The organism is Shinella sp. GW835-FHT14H05, assembly GCF_058793575.1.
In genome coordinates this window covers 231,213-249,991 of the sequence record NZ_JBXAFY010000006.1, presented here as the reverse complement: position 1 = coordinate 249,991, position 18,779 = coordinate 231,213, and the positions used below count along the sequence as shown (strand labels likewise).

The following is an 18,779-nucleotide window of genomic DNA, read 5'->3' as shown; positions in this document are numbered from 1 at the left end:
TGCGAATCGGCTGCGTCAAGCCGCCGCACTGCGGCAAGCCGTGCTGTGCGCTGGATTTTTCGGCGCCGATCGGATGCGAAACGATTAGACGGTGGCGGCGCGGGTGCGCAGCAGCAGGAGAAGCACGAGGACCAGGCTGACGCCGGTGATCGGCCAGAACATCAGGTTGATCGTCTGCCAGCCATAGGCGTTGAACACCTTGCCGGAGGAGAAGGAGGCGAGCGCCACCGTGCCGAACAGGATGATGTCGTGAAAACCCTGCACCTTGTCGGCCTCGTGCGGCCGGTAGCTGGAGGCGACGATGGCGGTGGCGCCGATGAAGCCGAAATTCCAGCCGATGCCGAGCAGGATCAGCGCGCCCCAGAAATTCCACAGCTCGATGCCCGCATGCGCCACCAGCGCGCAGGCCATGAGGATGATCAGGCCGGCCGCCACGATTTTCTCCGTGCCGAAACGCTGGATCAGCATGCCGGTGAAGAAGCTCGGCGCGAACATGGCGAGCACATGCCACTGGATGCCGAGCGTCGCGAGCTCCGGCGAGAAGCCGCAGCCGATGACCATGGCGAGCGGCGCGCCGGTCATCATGAAGGTCATCAGCGCATAGGAGGAGATGCCGCAGATCATGCCGGTCACGAAGCGCTGGGTCAGCACGATTTCGCGGAGCGGCCGGACGGGCAAGCCGGTGGCGACCGCTGCCGCCTTGTGATCCGGCAGGCGCAGGAACAGGAAGAGCACGATGGCGGCAAGGCAGAGCGGCGCCAGCGCCACGAAGGCGCCGGCAAACAGTACCGGCTCGAACACGTCCTTGGTGAGGATGACCACCTGGGGGCCGAGCACGGCGGAAATGACGCCGCCGGCGAGAATCCAGGAAATAGCGCGCGGCTTGTAGAAGGACGGCGAGGCATCGGCGGCCGCGAAACGGATTTTCTGCGCGAAACCGCCGGAAATGCCGATGAAGACGAAGCCGAAAGCAAAGAGCCAGAAATCGCCGCGGAAGAGCGCGATGGCCGCGATCAGGCCGCCGGCTGCGCCGAGCAGAGCACCGACGATGAAACCATAGGTGCGGCCGAGCAAACGAGCGGCGATGGCGACGAGCACCGCACCGAGCGCCACGCCGACATTGAAGGCGGTGAGCGGGGCGGTCGCGAGCGACTTGTCGGCGCCGAGCAGGTTGTAACCGGCAAGGCCGCCGATGGAAAAGGCGATGGGCCCGGCAGACGCCAGCAGCGCCTGCGCGAACATCAGGAGGAAGACATTGCGGCGCGCGGCCGAAAGTTCCCGTTCAAGACCTTCGACCGTACCCGTGCTCATGCCACTCTACCAACCTATTTGCGCGTATCCGGACGCAGTTGCTTGGCGATGCGGTCGAGCACCGCGTTCACCAGCTTCGGCTCCTCGTCGTCGAAGAAGGCCTTGGCGATCTCGACATATTCCGTGACGATCACGGCGATCGGCACGTCCTTGCGTTCCTTCAGCTCGAAAGTGCCGGCGCGCAGAATGGCGCGCACGGTGGAATCGAGCCGCGACAGCGCCCAGTCGTCCTGCAGCGCTGCGCCGATCATCGGGTCGAGCAGGCGCTGGTCGCGCACGACGCCCGCGACGATCGACCGGAACCAGGAGGCATCCGCCTTCAGATAGGTGTCGCCGTCGATTTCCTGGCCGAGGCGATGGGTCTCGTATTCGGCGACGATCTCAAGCACGCCGCTGCCGCCGATATCCATCTGGTAGAGCGCCTGCACGGCGGCAAGCCGCGCAGCACCACGCTGGTTGGCCGGCTTTACCGGCTGCTGGTCCTTGTCCGTCGTCACTGTTCGCCGCCCAGTTGCTTCTTCAATTCGATCATCGTGAGTGCCGCACGCGCCGCAAAGCCGCCCTTGTCGCCTTCCGAACGCCGCGCCCGCGCCCAGCCCTGCTCATCGTTCTCGACGGTCAGGATGCCGTTGCCGATCGGCAGGCTCTCGCTGACGGCGAGGTCCATCAGGGCACGGCTGGATTCATTGGCGACGATGTCGAAATGGTAGGTCTCGCCGCGGATGACCATGCCAAGTGCCACGAAACCATCATACCACGTGCCGCCGTTCTCCATGCCGTCGAGCGCCATGGCGATCGCGGCCGGGATTTCGAGCGCGCCCATGACGGTCACGACGTCGTAGCTGGCGCCGGCGGTGGTCAAGGCGTTCTTGGCGCCGTCGAGCATCGCATCGGCCATGTCATCGTAGAAGCGGGCTTCGACGATGAGGAGATGGGGATTATCGCTGTTGGCCATGGATCACCTGAAAATTGGAGGCAGGCCGCGCAAGTGCGGGCAGAGGCGGCGGTCAAACCACGACGGGCGATGGTTGGCAAGAGTTTTCCGCCCCGCCCGGCGATTTCGGCTCCCGGCATGGGCCTTGTCGCTTGGAACGGGGTTGACAGACATGAACAAAAAGTGAACGATATGTCAAGGCCGGCAGAGGAGAAAACAATGGATGACCGCAAACCGCCGATCGTCACCCTCGCAAAGCTGGAGTTGGAGCACTGGACGCAGGGCTCGCTCTACGAGTCCCGCGACGCATCCTTCGGCGCGGTTCTCGGCCTGAAAGACCTCGGCATCGGCTATGGCGAGGTGCCACCCGGCAAGTCCGGCTGTCCCTTTCACAGCCATCATGTCGAGGACGAGCTTTTCGTCATCCTCGAAGGCCACGGCACCTATCGTTACGGCGACGAGCGGCATCTCGTCGGCCCTGGTGACGTGCTCGGCGCACCGGCCGGCGGGGCGGAGACGGCGCACCAGATCATCAATACGGGCACGGTGCCGCTGAAATACCTGTCGATCTCGTCCATGGCAGCGACCGAGATCTGCGAATATCCGGATTCTGGGAAATTCCTGGCCAAGACACGTCTTGCCACCGGCGGCAGGACGGAGTTCCGCGCCATGGCGCGCGCGGGTGAAACCATCGACTACTGGGAGGGCGAGCCCGGCGCGTGAGGCACTTCAGGCGGCGAGCGAGACGCGGTTGCGGCCGTTGCGCTTCGACATGTAGAGCGCCTTGTCGGCATTGCTGAGCAGGGAATCGAAGCTGACGCCCTCCTCGCTGCCAAAGGCGATGCCGGCGCTGACGGTGCAGGTGATGGAGCGGCCGCCGATGGGAATGAGTTTTGAGGCGAAATCCTCGCGGATGCGCTCGGCGATGCGCTGCGCGCGGTCCGGCAAGGTGCGGTCGAGCACGACGATGAATTCTTCGCCGCCGAGGCGGGCGATGCAGGCTGAGGCGCCGCAGGCGTCGCGCAGGATATCGGCAAAAGCGGTCAGCACAGCATCGCCGGCCGCATGGCCGTGGCGGTCGTTGACCGACTTGAAATTGTCGAGGTCGAAGGCGATCGCGGCGCCATTTTCGCGCACTGGCATGTCGCCGTAGCGGTCGAAGAGGGCGCGGCGGTTGAGCAGGCCGGTCAGCGGGTCGGTCATGGCGGCGCGCTGGTGGCTGCCGGCGACGCGCCACTGGTTAAGCGCCAGCGACATGGCGCCGATGCCGGTAATGCCCATGATCGCGGCGATGAGATTGAGGTTTTCCGCCCAGTTATCCGGCGCATGGCCCATCACCCACTTGCCGTCGTGGATGAGCACGCCGGCGCAGAGCAGGAAGGAGAGTGCCGTCAGCAGATAGAGGATGACGATGCCGGTCAGCGGCAGGGGCGCTTCCTGCCGGGCGCGCCAATATTCCCAGGCCGTCGCGGTAAGGCATCCGACCAGCAACAGGTTGAGCGCGATGAAGCCGAGACCGTCGTAGCCGGCGATCAGCAGCGGCAGGGCCACGGCCGAGCTGGCGAGGAACAAAGCCACGATGCGCCGGCGCGCCCTGTTGCCGGAGCGGAACCGGTAGGCGGCGCCATAGATGAAGGAGAAGCCCAAGAATTGTAGCAGGAAGGCAAGGCAACCGACGGCAACGTTCACCCCGTCGATATAGAGGCTGTAGACCCCCACCGCCGGCACGATGCAGCCGATGCCGATCGCCCAGGACAGGAGGAACCGCTCGACACGCGCCGACATCCATGAGGCGAACAGCGTCGCCGACAGGCAGAAGCCCGCAAGCCCGATCGCCAGCAGGAGGGTGTGGTAGTCAGGCGCCATGCGGCAACGGTCTCCAAAAGTCCGATGCCAGCACACTAGGAAGCGAGAGGTATCGATATCGTTACTTCGGACGGCAGATTTTTAACGCCTGCTGTCGCGATGCGTAACGGCATCGAAAGTGTCACGCCACCGTCACGCTTTCGGGGCGGGAAACTCCGCAAGCCGCGCCGCGTAACGCGCCATCGTGTCGACTTCGAAATTGACGAAATCGCCGGCCTTGCGCTCGCCCCAGGTGGTGACTTCCAGCGTGTGGCGGATGAGGAGCACGTCGAAGACCGCGCCATCGACGGCGTTCACGGTGAGCGAGGTGCCGTCGAGCGCGACGGAGCCCTTGGGCGCGACGAAGCGCTCCAGGCCTTCCGGAGCACGGATGCGGAAGCGCGTGGCGTCGCCCTCGGCCTCGACCGACAGGATTTCCGCCTTGCCGTCGACATGGCCGGAAACGATGTGGCCGCCAAGCTCGTCGCCGATCTTGAGAGACCGTTCGAGATTGATCTTCGTCCCGGCCTTCCAGCCGGCAATGGTGGTCAGCCGCAGCGCCTCTTCCCAAGCCTCGACCTCGAACCAGCGGGCGTTGGAGCCCTCTTCCGGCAGCGCCGTGACGGTGAGGCAGGTGCCCGAATGGGCAATCGAGGCGCCCATGGGGATGGTGGCGGGGTCGTAGGCGGTGCGCACGCGCAGGCGAACGCCCTCGTTCATGGGCTCGACCGTCTCGACCGTTCCGATATCCGTGACAATGCCGGTAAACATCAATCGTCTCTTTCGTATTCTTGCAAACTATCCGCGCCGTAATGCGCCGTGCGGCGGAGCGAAAACCCGTCCGGCATCCGCCCGGAGACAAATGGGGATGCGACCCCTTCTTTGCCAACGGTGCCCGCGCCGTTAAACAGCAGGATGCGGTCGACGAGGCCCGCATCGAGGAACGAGCGCGCTGCCCGCGCGCCGCCTTCGACCAGAAGCGAGGAAATGCCGCGCGTCGCGAGTGCGGCCAGCAATGCGTCGAGCCGACGCGGATCGCAGGTCAGCACCTCGACGCCCTCGGCTTCCAGCGTTTCGTGCCGGGCGGCAAGGGCGGGATCATGCGCGCTTTCCTTCGTCGTGACCGCGATGACCGGAACCTCCCGCGCCGTGCGCGCAAGTTTCGAGGCCACCGGCAGTTCCAGCCGCGGGTCGAGCACGATGCGCACCGGCGAGCGGGCTTCGAGCCCCGGCAGGCGGCAGGTCAGTTCCGGGTCGTCGGCGAGCGCCGTGCCGATGCCGACGAGGATCGCGTCCGTCTCGGCGCGCAGAACATGCACCTGCCCGCGCGATACCGGCCCGGTGATCGCCACCTGTCCCGTGCCGAGCCGGCCGAGCATGCCATCGGCGGAAACGGCAAGCTTCAGAGTCACATAAGGCCGCTTCTTCGTCTGCCGCGTCAGATAGGCGGCGAGCGCTTCCCGGCCTTCCGCCTCCAGAACACCGGTCTCGACCGCAATGCCGGCATCGCGCAGCATCGAAAGCCCCCTGCCCGCCACCCGCTCGTCCGGATCGGTCACCGAGACGACGACGCGGGCGACGCCGGCGGCGATCAGCGCATCGGCGCAGGGCGGCGTCTTGCCGTGATGCGAACAGGGTTCAAGCGTGACATAGGCGGTCGCGCCGTGTGCGGCTTCGCCCGCTTCGGCCAGCGCCTGCGTTTCGGCATGCGGCCGCCCGCCCGGCGCGGTGACGGCGGAACCGAGGATCACCCCGTCCTTGACGATAAGGCAGGCGACGGAAGGGTTGGTGGCGGTCAGGCCGAGATTGCGGCGGCAGAGGCGGATCGCCGCTGCCATGAACCGCTTATCGTCGGCACCGCCGGACATCTAGCTGTCGACGCCCGGGTCGCGGGCGATCTTGGCGGAGACCTCGGCGAGGATCTTCTCGAAATCGTCGACATGGGAGAAGTCGCGATAGACCGAAGCGTAGCGCACGAAGGCCACGTCATCGAGCGCCTTCAGCGCTTCCAGCACCTGAAGACCGATCTCTTCGGACGAAATTTCCGTCTCGCCGGAGCTTTCCAGCCGGCGGACGATGCCCGACACCGCGCGTTCGATGCGGTCCCGGTCGACGGGCCGCTTGCGAAGCGCGATCTCGAAGGATCGAAGCAGCTTGTCGCGGTCGAAGGGGGCCTTGCGGCCCGTCTTCTTGGCGACCATGAGCTCACGCAACTGCACCCGTTCAAAGGTCGTGAACCGACCGCCGCAATCCGGGCAGATACGCCGACGGCGAATGGCGGCCCCGTCCTCAGCCGGACGGGAATCCTTCACCTGCGTATCTTCCGAACCGCAATAGGGGCAGCGCATGAAGTCTCCTTGTTTTGCGCAGTTCCGGACGGAAAACCGCGCGACACTTTTCCTGGAACTGCTGCCTTACATATAGGTGTACATCGGGAAGCGGTCCGTCAGCTTGACGACCTTTTCCCGAACGGCCGCTTCCACCGCGGCATTGCCCTCGTCGGAATTGGCGACCTTCAGGCCGTCGAGAACCTCGACGATCAGGTTGCCGATTTCCTGGAACTCGGCTTCCTTGAAGCCGCGGGTCGTGCCCGCCGGCGTGCCGAGACGCACGCCCGAGGTGACGAACGGCTTTTCAGGGTCGAAGGGGATGCCGTTCTTGTTGCAGGTGACATAGGCGCGGCCGAGAGCGGCTTCCGCGCGCTTGCCGGTCGCGTTCTTCTTGCGCAGGTCGACCAGCATCAGGTGGTTGTCGGTGCCGCCCGAGACGATGTCGAGGCCGCCGGCCTTCAGGGTTTCGGCCAGCGCCTTGGCGTTCTTGACGACCTGTGCCGCGTAGTCCTGGAACTCCGGCTGCAGCGCCTCGCCGAAGGCAACGGCCTTGGCGGCGATGATGTGCATCAGCGGGCCGCCCTGGAGACCCGGGAAGACGGCCGAGTTGATCTTCTTGGCGATTTCCGCGTCGTTCGTCAGAACGATGCCGCCGCGCGGGCCGCGCAGCGACTTGTGCGTGGTGGTCGTGGCAACGTGGCAATGCGGGAACGGCGACGGGTGCTGGCCACCGGCGACGAGGCCGGCAATGTGCGCCATGTCGACCATCAGATAGGCGCCAACTTCATCGGCGATCTCGCGGAAGCGCTTCCAGTCCCAGATGCGAGAATAGGCGGTGCCGCCGGCGATGATGAGCTTCGGCTTGTTCTTGCGCGCCTTCTCGGCGACGTCGTCCATATCGAGCAGGTGGTCTTCTTCGCGCACGCCGTAGGACACGACGTTGAACCACTTGCCGGACATGTTGACCGGCGAACCATGCGTCAGGTGGCCGCCCGAATTGAGGTCGAGGCCCATGAAGGTATCGCCCGGCTGGAGCAGCGCGAGGAAGACGGCCTGGTTCATCTGCGAACCGGAATTCGGCTGGACATTGGCGAAATCGACACCGAACAGCTTTTTCGCACGCTCGATGGCGAGTTCCTCGGCGATGTCGACGAACTGGCAGCCGCCGTAATAGCGCTTGCCCGGATAGCCTTCAGCGTACTTGTTCGTCATGATCGAGCCCTGGGCTTCGAGCACGGCGCGCGAAACGATGTTTTCCGAGGCGATCAGTTCGATCTCGTGGCGCTGGCGACCGAGTTCCTTCTGGATGGAGCCGAAAATTTCCGGATCGGTATCGGCAAGGGAACGCGTGAAGAAAACGTCGGTAGCGGAAGAATTGCTCATCCTCGAGGCTCCTTAAGGGTGGGTGGCACGGTGTTTATCGTCCTCGCATGGCAAGGGCAATATCCGCTCCACGGTTTGCGCCATTTCCGCGCGCGTTATGAGACAAAAACGACAAGCCGCCAAATGCCTGAAAACAGCAAGGCCCCGCATTCCTTTCGGAAGCGGGGCCTTTGAAAAAGTACGACGAATGGCCTTATTGCGGCAACAGGTCGCTGTCGACGGCCTGGCCGCCTTCCTGGTTGTAGTTGGTCTGGAGGGCGAGTTCGGTGGCGCCGTCCTTCTGGTAGATATCGTCGCGGAACTGCACGACGCGGTCCTTGGCCGACCAGGCGGTGATGTAGGTGAAGAACACCGGCACTTCTTCCGCCAGCTTGATCGGCGTGTTGACGCCGCTCTTGATGGTCGATTCCATCTGCGAGCGCGACCAGCCGGGCGTGTCCTTGAGCAGCCACACCGAAAGGTCGCGCACGTTTTGCACGCGCACGCAGCCCGACGATTCGAAGCGCATCAGCTTGTTGAACAGGCCCTGCTGGGGCGTGTCGTGCATGTAGACCTGGTGTTCGTTGTGAAAGTTGATCTTCGTGGAAGACATGGCGTTGATCTTGCCCGGGTCCTGGCGGAACATCAGGTTCGGCGCCTTTTCGGCGTTCCAGTCGACCGTCTCCGGCGAGACTTCGCCGCCATTGCCGTCGAACAGGCGGATCGAGTTGCGCGACAGGTAGGTCGGATCCTTGCGCATCAGCGGCATGATGTCCTTCTGGATGATCGAGCGCGGCGCGGTCCAGTAAGGGTTGAGGATCACTTCGTAGATCTTGGAATTCAGCACCGGCGACTGGCGGTCGATCTTGCCGACGATGGCGGTGTGGCGCGAGGCGACGCGGCCACTCTCGACGGCCTCGATATAGGCGGCCGGGATGTTGACCATGACGTAACGGCGGCCGAGGTCGCCGGACATGGCCTGGAGGCGAACGAGGTTCGTCTGGAGCTGGCCGAGGCGGGTATCGGCCGGAACGTTGAGCGCCTTCAGCGTATATTCGCCGACGGCACCGTCGGACGGCAGGCCATGGCGGGCCTGGAAGCGCTTGACGGCGCCGTCCACGTAGGAATCGAAGGCGCCGTTCGTGCCGGCGGAGCGCGGCAGGTCGCCGGAGATGATCAGGCGCTGGCGCAGCTGCGCCACAGCCGGGTCGGCGACGCCCATTTCAAGCTTCTGCTGCGTGTTGATGGTCGGCCAGCCGCCGCTCGACACGATGTTCTGGTAATCCATGATCGCCTGCTGCAGGTAGCCGGAGCTTCCGGAGCCGAAGATCGGGTTGTTGGAGACGACGGCGGTGGCAGTGCGCGATGCCTCGGCGTCGAACTGGTCGTCCCAGTTGCCGCGGCGCGGAGCATTGAGGATGTCGTCGAGCGCCGTCTGGGCGAGCGCCTGGCCGGCCACTGCGGCGGCGCCGAAGGTTGCGGCAGAGCGCAGGAATGCGCGGCGCGAGAACACATCAAATCCGGTTTTGCGAGACATTTATCCTACCATCTCCTGAGCGCCGCGAAAGGCGGCGAGGTGCACGTGGCACGGCGACCCAAAAGGTCCATACCCGATGCAGCTATCACGAACAGGGTTAACAAACGCAAACCGGCCCTGCCGCCCGCGCATACCTCAAACCCCACTGTCCGGGTGTCACAGCAATATGGCCAATTCGTGTCTCGGCGGGCACGGCGGCCCGCAAGTGCCAGCCGCAAAACGCGAAAAGCCGGACGCGCAGGGAACGCGGCCGGCTTTTAGGGAGGAGGTCGAAACTGTCGCGCGACGATTACAGGCGGTAGAGGATCGAGTCGTTCCAGAAGCGATCGAGGCGCTGGAGCAGCTTGTTCATCTGGTTGAATTCGCCTTCGCCGATGCCGCCGACCTTCTGGATCGAGCCGATGTGGCGCTCATAGAGCTTGGCGACGGTTTCGGCGATTTCCTGGCCGCTTTCCGTCAGGCTGATGCGGACCGAACGACGGTCGATGCGCGAGCGCTGGTGGTTGATGAAGCCGAGGTCGACCAGCTTCTTGACGTTGTAGGAGACGTTCGAGCCGAGGTAGTAGCCGCGGGAGCGCAGCTCGCCTGCCGTCAGTTCCGAATTGCCGATGTTGAAGAGGAGCAGCGCCTGGACGGCGTTGACGTCGGAGCGACCGCCACGGTCGAACTCGTCCTTGATCACATCGAGCAGGCGACGGTGCAGACGCTCGACGAGGTGGAGGGATTCCAGATAGAGGTTGCGGATCGCGTCTTCCTGCGGGTCGACGACGGGGGCCTGCTGCGGCTTCATCTTGGTGTTCATGGTTACTGCCTCACTGTTTTGTTTGGCGGTGTGGTTTGTTTTCCCGCCTTGAGTGAGAACCTAACGAATGCATCTAAAATTCTACTTAAACCGCAGGCTTAACAGCGCCTTACCGGAAGGCGACCCTGTCTCAGGGTGAATCAGTTCTTACCGTGCGGGCCTGGCGGCGGCGCTGGATGAAGAGCGCGAGGCGGAAAAGCACGAAGACGATGGCGATTGCGGCATGCATGAAAACCAGCAGCCGGTCGATGCCGAAAATGGACGGATAGGCCTCGTGCATGGCGATTTCGGTGGCCGCCGCAATGAGCCAGATCACCGGCCCCCAGGACACCAGAAGCCAGAGCCCGACGGCCGCGACCGGGAACAGGACGGCCAGCGCCGTATAGGCCGCCTTCCACGCGGGCGGCAGAAGATCGAAGCGCCCCTGCCCGTTGAAGGAGACGCCGGTCAGCATCGCCCAATATTGCAACGCGAACCACAGCGAGCCGAGCGCCACGAGCCGCAGGAACAGCACGAACAGCGTTTCGGTCAGGCTAGATCTCGGGCCCTTGGCAGAATCAGCAACCATGGCGCGGACAGTAAGGGCAAGGTAGGCTGGTATAAAGCCCGCAAAATCCGTCATGCACGGCCATATGCCGCAGGCCCCCTCACCGCTCGCGATTTGATCGATGGTTTTTGCGTGATAAGGAGGCGGCAAAGGACCCATGCAAGGGAAGAAACATCATGACCGGCAGCAGGAACATCGTCGACGAGATCACCGGCCACCGCCGCATGCGGCGCAACCGGAAGGCCGACTGGACGCGCCGCCTCGTGCAGGAAAACCGCCTGACGGTCGATGACCTCATCTGGCCGGTCTTCGTGGTGCCGGGCACCAACGTCGTCGATCCGGTCGCCGCCATGCCGGGCGTCAACCGCATGAGCATCGACAGGCTCGTGGAAGCCGCCAAGGAAGCCGCCGATCTCGGCATTCCGGCCCTCGCCACCTTCCCGAACATCGAGATGAGCCTGCGCGACGAGACGGGCTCCCACTGTCTTGCCGCCGACAACCTGATCAACGAGGCGACCCGCGCCATCAAGAAGGCGGTGCCGAACATCGGCGTCATCACCGATGTCGCGCTCGATCCCTTCACCAGCCATGGCCATGACGGCGTGCTGCGCGGCGATGTCATCGTCAACGACGAGACGGTCGAGCTAGTGGCGAAGGCCGCCGTGCTCCAGGCCGATGCCGGCTCCGACATCATCGCGCCGTCCGAGATGATGGACGGCCGGGTCGGCGCGATCCGCCGGGCGCTCGATGCCGCGGGCCACCAGAATGTCGGCATCATGGCCTATGCGACGAAGTTCGCCTCCGCCTTCTACGGTCCCTATCGCGATGCGATCGGCACCGGCGGGCTCTTGAAGGGCGACAAGAAGACCTATTACATCGACCCCGCCAACGGCACCGAAGCGATGCGCGACGCGGCGCTGGACGTCGAAGAAGGCGCCGACATGCTGATGGTCAAGCCCGGCCTGCCCTATCTCGACATCTGTTGGCGCATGAAGGAGGCCTTCAGCCTCCCGGTCTTCGCCTATCAGGTTTCCGGCGAATACAGCCAGATCAAGGCCGCCGCGATGAACGGCTGGATCGACGGCGAACGCGTCATGCTGGAAACCCTCCTCGCTTTCAAGCGCGCCGGGTGTGACGGTATCCTGACCTATTTCGCGATGGACGTGGCGCGGCATCTCGCCCGCAAGGGCTGAAATCTGATTTGCCCCTCACCCTAGCCCTTTCCCCGCAAGCAGGGAGAGGGGGCGCGCCCAACTCTACGGCAGAGAGTTAGGAAAACGGCGCGGCATATCCCCTTCGCCCCACTTGCGGGGAGAAGGTGGCCGGCAGGCCGGATGAGGGGCATACGCCCCAATCCCAATCACCGTTGTTTTCCCCAAAGAGCCTCCCCATATAACAGGCATGTTCCATTCGGGAGACAATGAGATGAGCGCCGACTTTAATGAAACGCGGGTTCCGACGACGGATTGGCAGGCCTATCGCGGCGTGCTGTCGCGCCGGATCTTTGCGTTTCTGATCGACTATGCGATCGTCGCGCTGCTGTGGGTTCCGGCCGCCGTCATCGTGTTCTTCCTCGGCATCCTGACGCTCGGCCTCGGCTTCTTCCTCTATCCGGCGCTCTTCGCCATCGTCGCCATGCTCTATTTCGGCCTGACGATGGGCGGCCCGAGCCAGGCGAGTGCCGGCATGAACGTGATGGGCCTCGCACTTGCCCGCACCGACGGCCGGCCGGTCGATTTCCTGACGGCCATCGTGCATCTCGTGCTGTTCTGGATCGGCAATGCGGTGCTGACGCCGTTCATCGTGCTCGTCGGCCTCTTCACCGATCGCGGGCGCCTGCTGCACGACCTGCTGCTCGGCACCGTGGTGGTCCGCCGCGACCGCTATTGAGGGAACGGACTGGCCAGGACCCTCCGTTCGGCGCATGATCGCAAACCGATTGCGGTTTGAAGGGTCATGCGCCAGTTGACCTTTTTTCGAACTAGGCCATGGTATTGGCATAGAAGTGTCACACGACGGAGTCGCCTCACGGCCGATGAATACGCAGGCAACATCCTCTCCGCAGTTCTATCTCACCGCGCCGGCGGCTTGCCCCTATCTGCCGCAGGAGATGGAGAGGAAGGTGTTTACCCATCTGGTGGGTGAACGCGCGCCGGAGCTGAACGACCTCCTGACCCAGGGCGGCTTCCGCCGCTCGCAGAACATCGCCTACCGCCCGGCCTGCGAAACCTGCCGCGCCTGCATTTCCGTGCGCATCCTTGTCAACGAGTTCGAACCGCGCCGATCCATGCGCCGGGTGCAGGCGACGAATGCCGATCTTATCTCGCACGAATATCCGGCCGAGCCCTCCAGCGAGCAATATTCGCTGTTTCGCACCTATCTCGACGCCCGCCACCAGAAGGGCGGCATGTCGGACATGTCGGTGCTCGACTATGCGATGATGGTGGAGGACACCCATGTGCACACCAAGATCATCGAATACCGCCTGCGCGAGGAAGGCTCCGGCCTTCAGGAGCGCCCGCAGGGCGAGCTGCTGGCCGTAGCGCTCACCGACCGCATGGGCGACGGCCTTTCGATGGTCTATTCCTTCTACAATCCGGAACGCGCCGAACGCTCGCTCGGCACCTTCATGATCCTCGACCACATCCGCCGCGCCCAGGCGCTCGGCCTGCCGCATGTCTATCTCGGCTATTGGGTCAAGGGTTCGCGCAAAATGGACTACAAAACAAAGTTTTTGCCGCAGGAACACCTGATGCCGCGCGGCTGGGAGCGCTATGATGGGGAAAATAGCGAACCCCAGCCGTAGAATCGATTGCCGCCTTGTCCCAGAAGAATGACCCGGCCCTTCATCGCAAGGGGCTTCTCATCACCGCCATCGGCGGCCTTGCCCTCTCCTTCGACATCCCGCTGATCCGCTCCGCCGACGGTGACGTCTGGTCGATGGTCGTCCTGCGCAATATCTCGGTCTTCGTGATGGCGCTCGTTCTTTGGGCCGTTCTGAATTTCGTGTTCCGCCGCAAGACGGTGCTCATTCCCGGCCGCATCGGCCTGCTGATCGGCCTGGTCTACGGCATCAACGGGCTGACCTTCATGTTGGCGGTGTTCAACACGACGACGGCCAATGTCGTCTTCATCCTAGCCTTCACCTCGATGTTCGCGGCAATCCTCTCCTGGATCTTCCTGGGAGAGCGACCGAGCAACGCGACGCTTCTCACCATGGCCGCCATGGTCGCCGGTGTGTTGCTGATCGTGCATGACGGGCTTTCGAGCGGAAACGTCTTCGGCGACGCCATGGCCGCCTGTTCGGCCTTCCTGCTGGCCATCGCCCTGACGCTCAGCCGCAGAAGCGGCGCCGACATGGGCTTCGTGCCGCTCGTCGCCGCCGTGCTCTCAGGGGTCGTCGCGCTGTTCTGTCTTCCCTCCGGCGGCCTGACGGTCGCCGAACCGGTCTACATCCTCTTCAACGGCCTGGTGCTGCTGCCCCTCGCCTTCTGGTGCCTCGCCACCGGCCCGCGCTACCTCTCGGCACCCGAAGTGGGCATGTTCTACCTGGTCGAGACCGTGCTCGCCCCCATCTGGGTCTGGATTGTCTTTGCCGAAACCCCCACCACCCAAACCCTGATCGGCGGCTCCATCCTCATCCTCGCCCTGCTTGCCCATTCCCTCTGGCAGATGCGCTCAAAATCCCGCGCCGCCCGGCAAGGCGACCCGGCGGCGGAGTTTCCGTTTACGGGGTGAGGTTGAGATTGGCGGCATGCCGTGTTATAACTCAGTTATAACAAAGGATCACCACCATGAACGTCACCATCCGCAAGATCGGCAATTCCGAAGGCATCATCATCCCGAAGGACGTCCTTGACCGCATGGGCGTTAAGGCGGGCGATGATCTGACTTTGAAAGAAGAAAACGGTCAGATTCAACTCGTTCCGCAGAATGCCGATCTGGCAGAGCAACTGAAGGCCGCTCGCATGGGCATGGAAAAGTATCGCGTTGCCCTGCGCGAACTTGCCAAATGAGCAACATCAAGTGGCTGACCCGCCAAGCTGTCGAGGTCATGCACGACGAACAGCTGCGAGAACATGGCGGGCTGAGCGGCCTAAAGGACGAAAACGCGCTGGAGGCCGCTTTGGCGCGTCCGCTCAACAAAGCTGCTTACGGCACGCCGGACATTTTCGAGCTTGCCGCTGCTTACCTCTACGGCATTGTACGGAATCATCCGTTTTCCGATGGGAACAAGCGGACGGGCTTCCTCGCGGCGTTTTCATTCCTGATACTGAACGGCTTCCTGATCGAAGCGTCGCAAGCCGATATCATCGCATTCGTCCTCGCCGTCGCCGCCGGCGAGATCGATGAAGAGGGCGCGACGCGCTTCCTCCGCGACGTCAGCGTCCCCTATTCCGGCTGATCAGCCGCTGAACTTGCCGCTTCTTGGGAAACCCTTCGGCACGGTGCGGCCGGCGGTGGCGCGGTCGGCGATCCATTCGGCGAGTTCGTCCTTGCTGCGCACGAAGTTGCGGCCGGCGCTGTCGTCCCAGGTGAGGCCGTCGGCGATGGCGAAGCAGCGCAGGTCGGAGACGCCGCCGTCCTTGTAGCGTTGCAGGCGCACACCCTTGCCGCGCGTCATTTCCGGCAGCTGCGAAAGCGGGAAGACCAGCAGCTTGCGGTTTTCGCCGACGACGGCGACATGGTCGCCACGCACCGGCACGACCAGCTTCGCCTCGTCCGGCATTCCGACATTCATCACCTGCTTGCCCTTGCGGGTATTGGCGACCATCTCGGTTTCCGCGACGATAAAGCCGTTGCCGGCCTGCGAGGCGACGATGAGCTTACGCGACGAGTCGTGCACGAAGGCCGTCAGCACGTCCTGGTCGTTCTCCATGTCGACCATGATGCGCAGCGGTTCGCCATGGCCGCGGCCGCCCGGCAGCTTGTCGGCGCCGAGCGTGTAGACCTTGCCGCCCGTCGTCACGATCAGCACCTTGTCGGTGGTCTGCGCCGGGAAGGCCACCTTCAGCGCGTCGCCTTCCTTGAACTGGAGGCCGGACGTATCGGACATATGGCCCTTCAGCGCGCGGATCCAGCCCTTTTCCGAGATGACGACCGTGACCGGCTCCTTCTCGATCATCGCCTGCTGGATGGCCTCGACATCGGCATCCGGGGCGCTGGCGAACTGGGTGCGGCGGCGGCCGAGCTCGGTGGCTTTAGCGAACTTCTTGCGGACCTCACCGATTTCCCAGGCGACGGTCTGCCATTGTTTCTCGTCGGAGGCGAGCAGCGCTTCGATCTCCGCCTTCTCCTTCGACAGCGTGTCGAATTCGGTGCGGATCTCGAACTCTTCCAGCTTGCGCAAGGAGCGCAGGCGCATGTTGAGGATTGCTTCGGCCTGCACGTCCGTGAGCGAGAAGGTCTCCATCAACGAGACCTTCGGCTCGTCCTCCTCGCGGATGATGCGGATCACCTCGTCGAGGTTGAGATAGGCGACGAGGTAGCCGCCGAGGATTTCGAGGCGTCGATCGATTGCGGCAAGGCGGTGGCGCGAGCGGCGCTGGAGCACTTCGCGCCGATGGGCGAGCCACTCGACGAGGACTTCCTTGAGGCCCATGACGCGCGGCACGCGCCCCATCGACAGCACGTTCATGTTGAGCGGAATGCGGCTTTCGAGCTCGGAGAGCTTGAACATCGATTCCATCAGGATCGTCGGATCGACGGTGCGGCTCTTCGGCACCAGCACGATGCGCACGTCTTCCGCCGATTCGTCGCGGATATCTTCGAGCAGCGGCAGCTTGCGGGCGATCAGCAGCTCGGCGATCTTCTCGATCAGCCGCGACTTCTGCACCTGGTAGGGGATTTCGGTGATGACGATCTGGTAGCCGCCGCGGCCGAGATCTTCCGTCTGCCACTTCGAGCGCACCCGGAAACCGCCGCGGCCCGTGCGGTAGGCTTCGGTGATGCTCTCTCGGCTGTCGATGATGATGCCGCCGGTCGGCAGGTCCGGGCCCTGCACGAATTCGACAAGCTTTTCGAGCTCGGCATCGGGATGGCGAATGAGATGCAGTGCGGCGTCGCAGAGTTCATGCACATTGTGCGAGGGAATGGACGTCGCCATGCCGACGGCGATGCCGGACGAGCCATTCGCCAAAAGGTTCGGGAAGGCGCCCGGCAGGACGACCGGCTCCTCGTCTTCCTCGTTATAGGTCAGGCGGAAATCCACGGCGTCCTGGTCGATACCGTCGAGCAGGAGCGTCGCGACATCCGTCATGCGCGCTTCGGTGTATCGGTAGGCGGCGGCGTTATCGCCGTCGATATTGCCGAAATTGCCCTGTCCGTCGACGATCGGATAGCGCTGGGAAAAATCCTGCGCCAAGCGCACCAGCGCGTCATAGACCGACTGGTCGCCATGCGGGTGGAATTTACCGATGACATCGCCGACGATACGGGCGCATTTCTTGAAGGACGAGTTGGCGCGGATGCCCATCTCGCTCATCGCATGGATGATGCGGCGATGGACCGGCTTCAGGCCATCGCGCACATCCGGCAGCGCGCGTTGCGTGATGGTCGACAGCGCATAGGCAAGGTAGCGCTCTTCCAGCGCCGCCTTGAGGTCGACCGGCAGAATGTTGTCGTCTCCGCCATCCGGCGGCAAGGTGTTTTGTCCCATGGGACTTGACTAGCCCGCGGACCGATTCGCGGCAAGGAATCCGGGCAATCCGGCTGTGGATAGTGCTTTGTAAAGCCTTTCGGAGAAAACCGGCGGGCGGGCGAGAAAGCCATGGAAAGTTGCGCCGGCCCGAATATAGTCACCGCGCCGCACGTCTATGAGCGGTAACGGCAAGGCAGCCGTCGAAAAAATCCAGAAAGAGAGCCAAACCTATGATGCGCACCTCCCATTTCCGCACCCTTCTCGCCGGCGCTGCGCTCGCCACCCTGGCAAGCCCCGCATTTGCGCTCGACGGCGCGGATCTGATGGCGAAGCTGAATGCCACCTATGCCACGAGCGGCGTTACCATCGGCTATTCGAATGTCGGCGTCGACGGCTCGACCGTGACGCTGGAAGGCACCGAGCTGAAGGCGACGGGCGCCGAAGCGCCGATCAAGCTCGGCACCATCACCATGGAAGGCGTCGAGGAAGACGGCGAAGGCGGCTACACGATCGAGACCGTCGCATTCCAGGACATCGACGTCACCGAGGCAGAAGCAACCGTTTCGGCCAAGGACCTCGCGCTGAACGGCGTATCGATCCCCGGCACCGTGGTTCCCGGCACGCTCGAATCGCTGCTGATGTACGAATCGGCCACCGCCGGCCCGGTCAGCGTCTCGACCAAGGGCAAGGAAGTCTTCTCCATGTCCGGCATGGAAGCGAACATCACCCGGATGGACGCCGATGCCGGCCTTGAATTCGACGCCACGCTCAACGACCTCAAGGCGGACCTGACGACCGTCGAGGACCCCAAGGCCAAGGACACGCTTGCCAAGCTCGGCATCCAGTCGCTGGAAGGCAAGGTCAACATGTCCGGCAGCTGGGAGCTTGCCAGCGGCAAGCTCGCGGTCGACGAATATGCCTTTGACTTCAAGGATATCGGCCGCCTCAACCTGTCGCTGGAATTCTCCGGCTACACGCTGGACTTCCTGAAGAACCTGCAGGAAGCCATGAAGACCGCCGAAGCCAACCCGAACAAGGAAGAGGCCAACGCCGCCATGGGCATGGCCATGATGGGCCTCGTGCAGCAGCTGACCTTCAACAGCGCGTCGCTCTCCTTCGAGGATGCTTCGATCACCAAGAAGCTGCTCGACTATGCCGGCAGCGAACAGGGTGTTTCCGGCGACCAGATGGCGCAGTCGCTCAAGGGCCTGGTTCCGATCATGATCGCCCAGCTCAACATGCCTGACCTGCAGAATCAGATCTCGGCCGCCGTGAACACCTATCTCGACGACCCGAAGAGCCTGAAGATCAGCGCCGAGCCGAAGGAGCCGGTGCCGTTCCCGATGATCATGGGTGCCGCCATGGGCGCACCGCAGACCATCCCGCAGGTCCTCGGCGTGACGGTTACGGCTAACGAGGAAATGTAAGCCGTTTCGGCAACCTCAAACGAAGAAAGCCCGGAGCGTCTGCT

At 63.7% G+C, this 18,779-nt stretch carries 20 protein-coding genes; 8 read left to right on the top strand and 12 right to left on the bottom strand.

Annotated elements, in window-relative coordinates:
* Positions 1-84: 84 nt before the first annotated feature.
* The 3 genes from AC1Q6Z_RS19820 to ribH are packed head-to-tail and all read right to left on the bottom strand — an operon-like array spanning position 85 to position 2,266.
* Entirely contained in the window at positions 85-1,311 is a 1,227-nt protein-coding gene (locus tag AC1Q6Z_RS19820; protein WP_492648979.1) for an MFS transporter, read from the bottom strand.
* 14 nt (positions 1,312-1,325) lie between these two features.
* Positions 1,326-1,808 carry a transcription antitermination factor NusB gene (nusB, locus tag AC1Q6Z_RS19815; protein WP_256118905.1) on the bottom strand — a complete coding sequence of 161 codons (483 nt, stop codon included), beginning with the start codon at positions 1,806-1,808 and terminating at the stop codon, positions 1,326-1,328.
* Positions 1,805-2,266 (bottom strand): 6,7-dimethyl-8-ribityllumazine synthase, encoded by a 462-nt coding sequence (ribH, locus tag AC1Q6Z_RS19810; RefSeq protein WP_492648978.1) that lies wholly within the window; start codon positions 2,264-2,266, stop codon positions 1,805-1,807. The genes nusB and ribH overlap by 4 nt, the downstream gene beginning before the upstream one ends.
* 198 nt (positions 2,267-2,464) lie before the next feature.
* Between ribH and AC1Q6Z_RS19805 the strand changes: the two genes are divergently transcribed.
* The gene (locus tag AC1Q6Z_RS19805; RefSeq protein ID WP_492648977.1) at positions 2,465-2,968 is read left to right on the top strand and encodes a cupin domain-containing protein; all 504 of its coding nucleotides are present in this window, start codon (positions 2,465-2,467) and stop codon (positions 2,966-2,968) included.
* Between the two features lie 6 nt (positions 2,969-2,974).
* On the opposite strand, the gene AC1Q6Z_RS19800 is transcribed toward AC1Q6Z_RS19805, so the two are convergent.
* From AC1Q6Z_RS19800 to AC1Q6Z_RS19765, 8 genes are all read right to left on the bottom strand, one after another.
* Positions 2,975-4,111, bottom strand: coding sequence for a GGDEF domain-containing protein (locus AC1Q6Z_RS19800; protein WP_492648976.1), 1,137 nt, complete (start codon positions 4,109-4,111; stop codon positions 2,975-2,977).
* 132 nt (positions 4,112-4,243) lie between these two features.
* Positions 4,244-4,861, bottom strand: coding sequence for a riboflavin synthase (locus AC1Q6Z_RS19795; RefSeq protein ID WP_492648975.1), 618 nt, complete (start codon positions 4,859-4,861; stop codon positions 4,244-4,246).
* Entirely contained in the window at positions 4,861-5,958 is a 1,098-nt protein-coding gene (ribD, locus tag AC1Q6Z_RS19790) for a bifunctional diaminohydroxyphosphoribosylaminopyrimidine deaminase/5-amino-6-(5-phosphoribosylamino)uracil reductase RibD (RefSeq protein WP_492648974.1), read from the bottom strand. Before ribD ends, AC1Q6Z_RS19795 begins: the two co-directional genes overlap by 1 nt.
* The gene (gene nrdR / locus AC1Q6Z_RS19785; RefSeq protein WP_319311457.1) at positions 5,959-6,438 is read right to left on the bottom strand and encodes a transcriptional regulator NrdR; all 480 of its coding nucleotides are present in this window, start codon (positions 6,436-6,438) and stop codon (positions 5,959-5,961) included.
* 66 nt (positions 6,439-6,504) lie between these two features.
* Positions 6,505-7,803 carry a serine hydroxymethyltransferase gene (gene glyA, locus AC1Q6Z_RS19780; protein ID WP_256118898.1) on the bottom strand — a complete coding sequence of 433 codons (1,299 nt, stop codon included), beginning with the start codon at positions 7,801-7,803 and terminating at the stop codon, positions 6,505-6,507.
* A gap of 193 nt (positions 7,804-7,996) precedes the next feature.
* On the bottom strand, positions 7,997-9,319 hold the full coding sequence (locus tag AC1Q6Z_RS19775; protein WP_256118897.1) for a L,D-transpeptidase family protein: 1,323 nt from the start codon (positions 9,317-9,319) through the stop codon (positions 7,997-7,999).
* Positions 9,320-9,608: 289 nt separating this feature from the next.
* Positions 9,609-10,121 (bottom strand): transcriptional regulator LdtR, encoded by a 513-nt coding sequence (gene ldtR, locus AC1Q6Z_RS19770; protein WP_256118896.1) that lies wholly within the window; start codon positions 10,119-10,121, stop codon positions 9,609-9,611.
* Between the two features lie 130 nt (positions 10,122-10,251).
* Positions 10,252-10,689, bottom strand: coding sequence for a DUF6163 family protein (locus AC1Q6Z_RS19765; RefSeq protein WP_256118895.1), 438 nt, complete (start codon positions 10,687-10,689; stop codon positions 10,252-10,254).
* A 155-nt stretch (positions 10,690-10,844) separates the two neighbouring features.
* On the opposite strand from AC1Q6Z_RS19765, the gene hemB reads away from it, so the two are divergent.
* From hemB to AC1Q6Z_RS19735, 6 genes are all read left to right on the top strand, one after another.
* Positions 10,845-11,861: a porphobilinogen synthase gene (gene hemB, locus AC1Q6Z_RS19760; RefSeq protein WP_439616999.1), complete on the top strand. Its 1,017-nt coding sequence runs from the start codon at positions 10,845-10,847 to the stop codon at positions 11,859-11,861.
* Between the two features lie 232 nt (positions 11,862-12,093).
* Positions 12,094-12,558 (top strand): RDD family protein, encoded by a 465-nt coding sequence (locus AC1Q6Z_RS19755; protein WP_256118892.1) that lies wholly within the window; start codon positions 12,094-12,096, stop codon positions 12,556-12,558.
* A gap of 145 nt (positions 12,559-12,703) precedes the next feature.
* Positions 12,704-13,474, top strand: coding sequence for an arginyltransferase (locus AC1Q6Z_RS19750; RefSeq protein ID WP_256118891.1), 771 nt, complete (start codon positions 12,704-12,706; stop codon positions 13,472-13,474).
* Between the two features lie 14 nt (positions 13,475-13,488).
* On the top strand, positions 13,489-14,406 hold the full coding sequence (locus AC1Q6Z_RS19745; RefSeq protein WP_439616998.1) for a DMT family transporter: 918 nt from the start codon (positions 13,489-13,491) through the stop codon (positions 14,404-14,406).
* 56 nt (positions 14,407-14,462) lie between these two features.
* Positions 14,463-14,684, top strand: coding sequence for an AbrB/MazE/SpoVT family DNA-binding domain-containing protein (locus tag AC1Q6Z_RS19740; protein ID WP_492648973.1), 222 nt, complete (start codon positions 14,463-14,465; stop codon positions 14,682-14,684).
* Positions 14,681-15,073 carry a type II toxin-antitoxin system death-on-curing family toxin gene (locus tag AC1Q6Z_RS19735; RefSeq protein ID WP_492648972.1) on the top strand — a complete coding sequence of 131 codons (393 nt, stop codon included), beginning with the start codon at positions 14,681-14,683 and terminating at the stop codon, positions 15,071-15,073. Before AC1Q6Z_RS19740 ends, AC1Q6Z_RS19735 begins: the two co-directional genes overlap by 4 nt.
* Here the strand turns inward: AC1Q6Z_RS19735 and parC are convergent, their stop codons facing one another.
* Positions 15,074-17,326: a DNA topoisomerase IV subunit A gene (parC, locus tag AC1Q6Z_RS19730; protein ID WP_256118889.1), complete on the bottom strand. Its 2,253-nt coding sequence runs from the start codon at positions 17,324-17,326 to the stop codon at positions 15,074-15,076.
* A gap of 212 nt (positions 17,327-17,538) precedes the next feature.
* On the opposite strand from parC, the gene AC1Q6Z_RS19725 reads away from it, so the two are divergent.
* Entirely contained in the window at positions 17,539-18,735 is a 1,197-nt protein-coding gene (locus AC1Q6Z_RS19725; protein ID WP_492648971.1) for an aq_1923 C-terminal domain, read from the top strand.
* Positions 18,736-18,779 lie beyond the last annotated feature (44 nt).

Excerpts from the sequence above, each read along its gene's own strand:
- AC1Q6Z_RS19740 (WP_492648973.1), top strand. The coding sequence starts at position 14,463 with ATGAACGTCACCATCCGCAAGATCGGCAATTCCGAAGGCATCATCATC.
- AC1Q6Z_RS19765 (WP_256118895.1), bottom strand. The coding sequence starts at position 10,689 with ATGGTTGCTGATTCTGCCAAGGGCCCGAGATCTAGCCTGACCGAAACG.
- AC1Q6Z_RS19820 (WP_492648979.1), bottom strand. The coding sequence starts at position 1,311 with ATGAGCACGGGTACGGTCGAAGGTCTTGAACGGGAACTTTCGGCCGCG.
- ribD (WP_492648974.1), bottom strand. The coding sequence starts at position 5,958 with ATGTCCGGCGGTGCCGACGATAAGCGGTTCATGGCAGCGGCGATCCGC.
- ribH (WP_492648978.1), bottom strand. The coding sequence starts at position 2,266 with ATGGCCAACAGCGATAATCCCCATCTCCTCATCGTCGAAGCCCGCTTC.
- glyA (WP_256118898.1), bottom strand. The coding sequence starts at position 7,803 with ATGAGCAATTCTTCCGCTACCGACGTTTTCTTCACGCGTTCCCTTGCC.
- ldtR (WP_256118896.1), bottom strand. The coding sequence starts at position 10,121 with ATGAACACCAAGATGAAGCCGCAGCAGGCCCCCGTCGTCGACCCGCAG.
- AC1Q6Z_RS19800 (WP_492648976.1), bottom strand. The coding sequence starts at position 4,111 with ATGGCGCCTGACTACCACACCCTCCTGCTGGCGATCGGGCTTGCGGGC.
- AC1Q6Z_RS19750 (WP_256118891.1), top strand. The coding sequence starts at position 12,704 with ATGAATACGCAGGCAACATCCTCTCCGCAGTTCTATCTCACCGCGCCG.
- AC1Q6Z_RS19735 (WP_492648972.1), top strand. The coding sequence starts at position 14,681 with ATGAGCAACATCAAGTGGCTGACCCGCCAAGCTGTCGAGGTCATGCAC.
- hemB (WP_439616999.1), top strand. The coding sequence starts at position 10,845 with ATGACCGGCAGCAGGAACATCGTCGACGAGATCACCGGCCACCGCCGC.
- AC1Q6Z_RS19725 (WP_492648971.1), top strand. The coding sequence starts at position 17,539 with ATGATGCGCACCTCCCATTTCCGCACCCTTCTCGCCGGCGCTGCGCTC.
- AC1Q6Z_RS19755 (WP_256118892.1), top strand. The coding sequence starts at position 12,094 with ATGAGCGCCGACTTTAATGAAACGCGGGTTCCGACGACGGATTGGCAG.
- AC1Q6Z_RS19775 (WP_256118897.1), bottom strand. The coding sequence starts at position 9,319 with ATGTCTCGCAAAACCGGATTTGATGTGTTCTCGCGCCGCGCATTCCTG.
- parC (WP_256118889.1), bottom strand. The coding sequence starts at position 17,326 with ATGGGACAAAACACCTTGCCGCCGGATGGCGGAGACGACAACATTCTG.
- AC1Q6Z_RS19805 (WP_492648977.1), top strand. The coding sequence starts at position 2,465 with ATGGATGACCGCAAACCGCCGATCGTCACCCTCGCAAAGCTGGAGTTG.
- AC1Q6Z_RS19795 (WP_492648975.1), bottom strand. The coding sequence starts at position 4,861 with ATGTTTACCGGCATTGTCACGGATATCGGAACGGTCGAGACGGTCGAG.
- nrdR (WP_319311457.1), bottom strand. The coding sequence starts at position 6,438 with ATGCGCTGCCCCTATTGCGGTTCGGAAGATACGCAGGTGAAGGATTCC.